Source organism: Streptomyces sp. NPDC021115, assembly GCF_044333065.1.
Classification (GTDB): Bacteria; Actinomycetota; Actinomycetes; order Streptomycetales; family Streptomycetaceae; genus Streptomyces.
This window is the reverse complement of the sequence record NZ_JBIRQF010000034.1, coordinates 1-7658: the sequence shown is the minus strand read 5'-3', so window position 1 is coordinate 7658 and position 7658 is coordinate 1. Positions and strand designations below refer to the sequence as shown.

The window sequence follows — 7658 nt, the reverse complement described above, 5'->3', positions numbered from 1 at the left end:
CGACCTGCTCGCTGGGCGTGCTCATGACTGCCTCCGTCGTTCGGGTGACTCGTCGTCGGGGAACGCGCCGTCGTCGGGTCCTCGGCGTGACTCACCGTCGGGTTGTCCTTGGAGGGCGGCTCGTACCAGGTCGTCCAGAGCCATCGCGTCGATGGACTCCTCATCCGGCTCGGCGTCCGATGCCCCGGCCCCGGTCCCGCCGCCCGCCAGCTGGAGCAGCGGCTCCAGCAGACCGATCTCGCGGAGTCGGCCGACCGGCACCGAGGCGAGCACCGACCGGATCTCCGCGTCCTCGGCCGATTCGGTGGCCTCGGCGGCCGAGGCCCCGGCCCCGGAGCCGTCGGGCGCCAGCCGTCCGGTGATGTGCTCGGCCAGCGCCAGGGGCGTCGGGTAGTCGAACACCAGCGTCGCCGCCAGGCTCAGGCCGGTCGCGGCACCGAGCTGGTTGCGCAGTTCGACGGCGCCGAGGGAGTCCACCCCGAGGTCCCGGAACGGCCGCTCGGCGCCGACCGCGTCGGTGTCCCGGTAGCCGAGTACGTACGCGGATCGGGTGCGGACCAGGTCGAGCACGGCCTCCAGGCGCCTGCCCGCGGGAAGCCTCACCAGCCGCTCCCGCAGCGCGTCGCCCGCGGATTCCGCGGGTTCGCCGCGGGCGGCCACCAGTTCCTGGTAGCCCGGCAGTTCCCGGAGCAGCGCGCTCGGCCGGACCCCGCTGTACGCCTGGGCGAACCGTTCCGGGGCGATCTCGGCGACCAGCGCGGTGGGCTCCGCTTCCGTCACCAGCCGGCGCAGCGCCTCGCTCGCCAGCTCCGGGTCCATCGCGTGGACCCCCGCCCGGCGGGCCGCCTCTTCGGCCTCGGCCTTCCCCGCCGTGCCGCCACCGCCCCAGGCACCCCAGGCGATCGAGGTCGCGGGCAGGCCATGCGCCCGCCGCTGCTCGGCCAGGGCGTCCAGCACGGCGTTCGCCGCCGCGTAGTTCGCCTGACCGGGGTTGCCCACGACGGCGGACGCGGAGGAGAACAGCGCGAACACCGACAGGTCCGCCCCTCGTGTCAGCTCGTCGAGCAGAAACGCGGAGGTGACCTTGGACCGGAACACGGTCCCGAACCGCTCCGGGGTCAACCGGTCGAGCACGCCGTCGTCCAGCACACCGGCGGCGTGCACCACCCCGGTCAGCGGGTGCTCGGCCGGAACGCCCTCCAGCAGCGCGGTCAGCTGCGCCCGGTCGGCGACATCGCAGGCGGCGACGGTGACCCGTGTCCCGAGCGCGGCCAGTTCCTCGCACAATGCGCCCATCCCCGGCGCCTGCGAGCCCCGTCGCCCGACGAGCAACAGATGCGGCGCACCCGCGCGGGCGAGACACCGGGCGACCTGCCCGCCGAGCGCACCGGTGCCACCGGTGATCAGGACCGTGCCGGTCGGCTCCCAGGCCCCCGTGCCGGCAGGCGCGGCGCCGTGCCGGTCGGGCTGTTCGGTGGACCGGCCGTCGGGGGACGGGATCAGCCTGCGGCCGAAGACCGCGCTCTTGCGGACCGCTACCTGGTCCTCGCCGTCCCATCCGGCCAGCACGGCGGCGAATCCGGCGGCGGCCCGCTCGTCGAGTTCGCCCGGGAGGTCGATCAGGCCACCCCAGCGGTCCGGGTACTCCAGCGCGACGACCCGGCCCAGGCCCCAGACGGCCGCCTGCACCGGCCCGGTCACGGCATCCGAGCGCCCGACCGACACCGCACCGCGCGTGACGCACCACAGCGGGGCGGTGATACCGGCGTCGCCCAGCGCTTGCACGAGCGTCGCGGTGCCGACCGTGCCGGACGGGACACCGGTGCCGGAATCCGCTTCGTCCAGTGCCAGCAGCGAGAGCACACCGGCGTAGGCATCGGAAGGCGCGTCGGCGTGGTCACGGAGGCGGGCCGCCAGCTTCTCGCGGTCGTACGCCGTGACCGGCACGCGCACCACATCGGTGCCCAGGGCGTCCAGGGTCGCAGTGACCCACGGATCATCGGCGTAGGCGGCAGGGAGGACGGCGAGCCACGTCCCCGTCGGGGTGTCGGCGGGAGCACCGGAGACCGGCTTCCAGACGATGCGGTGGCGCCAGCCGTTCACCGTGGACTCCTCCTGGCGCTGCCTGCGCCAGTCCAGCAGCGCGGGCAGCACCCGCGACAGCGCGTCGCCCTCGACGTTCAGCGCCGCTTCGAGCGAGGCGAAGTCCTCGCCCTCGACGGCGGACCAGAAGGCGTCGTCCGCCTGGCCTGCCCCGTCCCGTTCGCTCGTACGGGTCGCGGGCGCGGGCGTGGCGTCCGGCCAGAACCGTTCGTGTTGGAAGGCGTAGGTCGGCAGGTCCACCTGCCGCGCGGCGCCCGCGAAGTACGCCGGCCAGTCGACGGTGACACCGCGCAGCCGCAACCGGGCCAGGGCCGCCGCGACGGACGCCTGCTCCGGCCGCTCCGGGGGCAGCGTCGGCACCGTCGCAGCATCGTCGGGCAGTGTGTCGCGGGCCATGCCCAGCAGTACGTTGCCCGGGCCGAGTTCCAGTAGCGCCGTGACCTTGCGGTCCGCCAGGGCGCGTACCCCGTCGGCGAAGCGGACGGCCTGGCGCACGTGCCGGACCCAGTACTCCGGCGAGCACAGCTCATCGGCGGTGGCGAGCGTACCCGTCAGGTTCGACACCACGGTCAGCCGCGGCTCACGGAATTCCAGCTCCCCGGCCACCCGCCGGAACTCGTCCAACATCGGATCCATCAGCGGCGAGTGGAACGCGTGCGACACCCGCAGCCGCGTAGTCCGCCGGCCCCGCTCCGAGAAGTGGGCTCCGATCGCCAGGACGGCGTCCTCGTCCCCGGACACCACCACCGACCCCGGACCGTTCACCGCCGCGACCGACACCCGTTCACTCAGCAGCGGCGCCACCTCATCCTCCGCCGCCTGCACCGCCACCATCGCCCCACCGACCGGCAGCACATCCATCAACCGCGCCCGAGCCGCCACCAGACGGCAGGCATCCTCCAACGAGAACACCCCCGCCACATGCGCCGCCGCGACCTCGCCGATCGAATGCCCGGCCACATAATCCGGCACCACACCCCACGACTCGACCAACCGGAACAGCGCCACCTCCACCGCGAACAACGCGGGCTGCGCAAACCCGGTCCGATCCAGCACCTCCGGCTCCCCGCCCCACATCACCTCCCGCAGTGCGGGGTCGAGTCGTGCCAGTACGGCGTCCAGCGCCTCCGCGAACACCGGGAAACGCCCGTACAACTCCCGCCCCATACCCAGCCGCTGGCTGCCCTGCCCGGAGAACAGGAACGCCAGCTTCCCGGGGCGTGGCGCGTCCGCGCGGAGGATGCGCGGGCCGTCTTCGCCGTCGGCGAGGGCGGCCAGCGCGGCCAGCAGCTCGCTTCGGTCGGTGGCCAGCAGCGCGGCCCGGTGCTCGAACAGCGAGCGGGTGGTGGCCAGCGAGTAGGCCACGTCGGCGAACCCGAGCTCGGGCCGCGCTTCGGCGTGGGCGAACAGGCGTCGTGCCTGCGCCCGCAGGGCGTCCGGCGTCCTGGCGGACAACAGGACCGGAACGATCTCACCGTCGGCGGGAGACGGTCGCACGGGGTCCTCGGCCGGCGGTGCCTGCTCAAGAATCACGTGCGCGTTCGTTCCGCTGGCGCCGAAGGAGGAGATGCCCGCCCGGCGCGGGCGGCCGGAGTCCGGCCACTGGGCCGGTTCGGTCAGCAGCCGGACCGCACCGGCGCTCCAGTCCACATGGGACGAAGGCGTCTCCGCGTGCAGGGTCTTCGGCAGCAGGCCGTGCCGCATCGCCTGCACCATCTTGATCACCCCCGCCGCGCCCGAGGCGGCCTGGGTGTGCCCGATGTTGGACTTCAGGGAACCGAGCAGCAGCGGACGCTTCCGGTCCTGCCCGTAGGTTGCCAGCAGGGCCTGCGCCTCGATCGGATCGCCCAGCGAGGTGCCCGTGCCGTGTGCCTCCACCGCGTCGATGTCGGCGGGCGAGAGTCCGGCGCCGGCCAGCGCGCGCTGGATCACCCGCTGCTGCGACGGCCCGTTCGGCGCGGTGAGGCCGTTGGACGCACCGTCCTGGTTGATCGCCGAGCCACGGAGCACGGCGAGCACGGGGTGACCGCTGCGGCGCGCGTCCGAGAGGCGTTCGATCACCAGCATGCCCACGCCCTCGGCCCAGCCCGTACCGTCGGCGTCCTCGGAGAACGCCTTGCAGCGGCCGTCGGGCGAGAGCGCACCCTGTGCGCTGAACTCCACGAAACCGACCGGGGTCGCCATCACGGTCACACCGCCGGCCAAAGCCACCGAGCACTCCCCCGACCGCAGCGCCTGCGCGGCCAGGTGGAGGGCGACCAGCGACGACGAGCAGGCGGTGTCCACCGAGACGGTGGGGCCCTGCAGCCCGAAGGTGTACGCCAGCCTGCCGGAGAGGAGGCTCGCCGACTGCGCGGTCTCCCACCGGCCGAGGTGCTCGGGCAGGCGGTAGTCGCCGCTGCCGCCGCCGACGAACGCTCCGGCGTCGGTCCCGCGCAGCGCGGCCGGGTCGATCCCCGCCCGCTCCAGGGCTTCCCAGGCCGATTCGAGTACGAGGCGCTGCTGCGGGTCCATCACCAGGGCCTCGTGCGGAGAGATCCCGAAGAAGCCGGGGTCGAAGTCGGCCGCGTCGTGCAGGAAGCCGCCACTGCGGGTGACGCTTCCGCCGTTGCCTCCCGTACCGCCGTTCAGAAGGGCGTCGAAGTCCCAGCCCCGGTCCACCGGCATGTCTCCGACGGCGTCGGTGCCGGCCACGACGAGTTCCCAGAGGTCTTCCGGCGACCGCACCCCACCGGGGAAGCGGCAGCTCATGCCGACGATCGCGATCGGATCGTCGGCCGTACGGGCGGACAGCGCCGCCGGGACAGCCGGGGCTGCCGGGACGGTCCGCTCGCCGAGCAGGGTGGCCAGCAGGTGGTCGGCCAGTTCGTTCGGGGTCGGGAAGTCGAATACGGCGGTGGCGGGAACGCTCAGTCCGGTCGCCCTGGCGAGCTGGCCGCGCAGGTCGACGGCGGTCAGCGAGTCGAACCCGAGGTCCCGGAACGGCAGATCGGCCTCGACGGCACCGGCGTCGGCGTGCCCCAGCACCAGGGCGCTCTTCTCCCGCACCACGGCGAGCAGTTCACCGAATCGCTCGGTTTCGGGCAGGCCGAGCAGCCTGCCCCGAAGCTCGGTCGCGGCGGATCCCTCGGTGCCCGCGATCCCTGTGATCCCTGCGATGTCCGCGGTCTCGCGGTCCCGTAGCGCGGCGTCGAGCGCCGCGCGCGCCTCCGGCAGGCCGGCCAGCAGCGCGCCGGGCCGAGCCGCGGTGAAAGCGGGCGCGAAGCTGTCCCACTCCACGTCGGCCACGGTCAGCGATGCCTCGCCGCCCGCGACCGCACGGCCGAGGGCCGCGAGCGCCACCTCCGTGTCCAGCACGGGCAGCCCGCTCGCCCGGAGGTGGCCGGTCATCGACCGCTCGGTGACCTCCGCCCACGCGCCCCACGCGAGGCACAGCGCGGCCATGCCACGGTCGCGGCGCCGCTGCGCCATGGCTTCCAGAACGGCCCCCGTGGCCGCCTCGGCGCCTCGGCCCCGTACACCCCACACTCCGGCGACCGAGCTGAACAGCACGAACGCGTCCAACTCCCGGTCGGCGAGCAGATCGTCGAGGTTCGTCACCCCGACGAGCGCTTCGGAGAGCGTGGCACCCACGGGTTCTTCGGCGTGCACGACGGCGGTCAGCTCACCGGCCGGGAGGACGGCGAGTACGGCCTCCAGCTCGTCGCGATCGGCGGTGTCGCAGGCCAGTACGGTGACCGGGGTTCCCCACTCGGCCGCGAGATCCGCATCCGTCAGGCCGGCTGTGTCGCGCCCGATGAGGACGAGATGCCCGGCGCCCTCCCGGGCCAGCCAGCGGGCGACCCGGACGCCCATCGGTCCGGTGCCGACGACGAGCGCGGTGCCGGACGGGGTCCAGCTCCCGGCGGGCGCCGTGGCCCGGACGAGGCGCCGCGCGAACACCCCGGAGGGCCGCACCGCGAGCTCGTCCTCCGGTGCGGGCAGCGCAAGAGGTCCGGCGGAGGCGTAGCCGAGCAGCGCGGCGAACCGCGCATCCGGCGCCTCGGCCAAGTCGATCACGCCACCCCACCGTTCGGGCCGCTCGAGCGCGGCCACCCGCCCCGCACCCCACACCGCCGCCTGGCGGGCGTCATCGACACGGTCATCGGGGCCCGTCTTCACGGCGCCCCGCGTAACGCACCACAGCGGCGCGGCGATCCCGGCCTCCGCCAGCGCATCCAGCAGCTCCAGCGGACCGGGTTCGGACGAAAGCAGCGAGACCACACCGGTGAAGTCCGTACGGTCGGCGTCGGACACCCGGCGGACCACGCAGACGGCCTCAGCATCCGGCGCGTCACCACCCAGGGCATCGACGGCGGCGGAAGCCCAAGGGTCGCCCGCCTCCGCGAGCACGAGCCACCGACCCGGCTGATCGGCGACCACGTCCGGCACCGGCACCGGCACCGGTACCCAGCTCACCCGATACTGCCAGCCATCCGCGACCGCGACCTCGCGCCTGCGGCGGTTCCACGACGAGAGCGCCGACAGCGCCGGGGCCATCGCCGTCGCCGCTTCGCCGTCGAGGCCGAGCGTCGCGGCCAGCGCCTCCGGGTCCTCGCTCTCCACCGCCGACCAGAACTCGGCGTCCACCGGGTCGGCCGACGCGCTCGGCGTCGCCGGTTCGGGCCAGAAATGCCGACGCTGGAAGGCGTACGTCGGCAGGCTGACGCATCCCGCACCCGTCCCGGCGAAGAAGGCGCGCCAGTCGATGGAAGTGCCGTGCACATGCAGCCGGGACAGGGCGGTCACCAGCGCGGTTTCCTCACCGTGGTCGCGGCGCAGCACCGGCACCACCAGCGGGCCTTCGACCAGCTGCCCCGTCGCGGCGGAGAGCCCCCCGTCGGGGCCGAGTTCGACGTACGCGCCCACGCCCGCGTCGTGCAGGGCCCGGACACCGTCGGCGAAGCGGACCGTCTCCCGGACGTGCCGGACCCAGTACTCCGGCGAGCACAGCTCACCGGCCGTGGCGAGCGTGCCGGTCAGGTTCGACACCACCGCCAGCCGCGGCTCACGGAACTCCAGCTCCCCGGCCACCCGGCGGAACTCGTCCAACATCGGGTCCATCAAAGGCGAGTGGAACGCATGCGACACCCGCAAACGGCTCGTCCGCCTGCCCAGCTCCGAGAAATGGGCCCCGATTTCGAGGACGGCACCCTCATCCCCGGACACCACCACCGACCCCGGACCGTTCACCGCCGCGACCGACACCCGTCCGGTCAGCAGCGGCGCCACCTCATCCTCGGCCGCCTCGACCGCCACCATCGCCCCACCGACCGGCAGCACATCCATCAACCGCGCCCGAGCCGCCACCAGACGGCAGGCATCCCCCAGCGAGAACACCCCCGCCACATGCGCCGCCGCGACCTCGCCGATCGAATGCCCGGCCACATAATCCGGCACCACACCCCACGACTCGACCAACCGGAACAGCGCCACCTCCACCGCGAACAACGCGGGCTGCGCAAACCCGGTCCGATCCAGCACCTCCGGCTCCCCGCCCCACATCACCTCCCGCA

General features: G+C 73.9%; 1 protein-coding gene. It reads right to left on the bottom strand.

Features of this window, described 5'->3' with window-relative positions:
* Positions 1-21: 21 nt before the first annotated feature.
* The coding region (locus ACH4TL_RS44805) for a type I polyketide synthase (RefSeq protein WP_398425498.1) at positions 22-7658 on the bottom strand (7637 nt) is incomplete at its 5' end.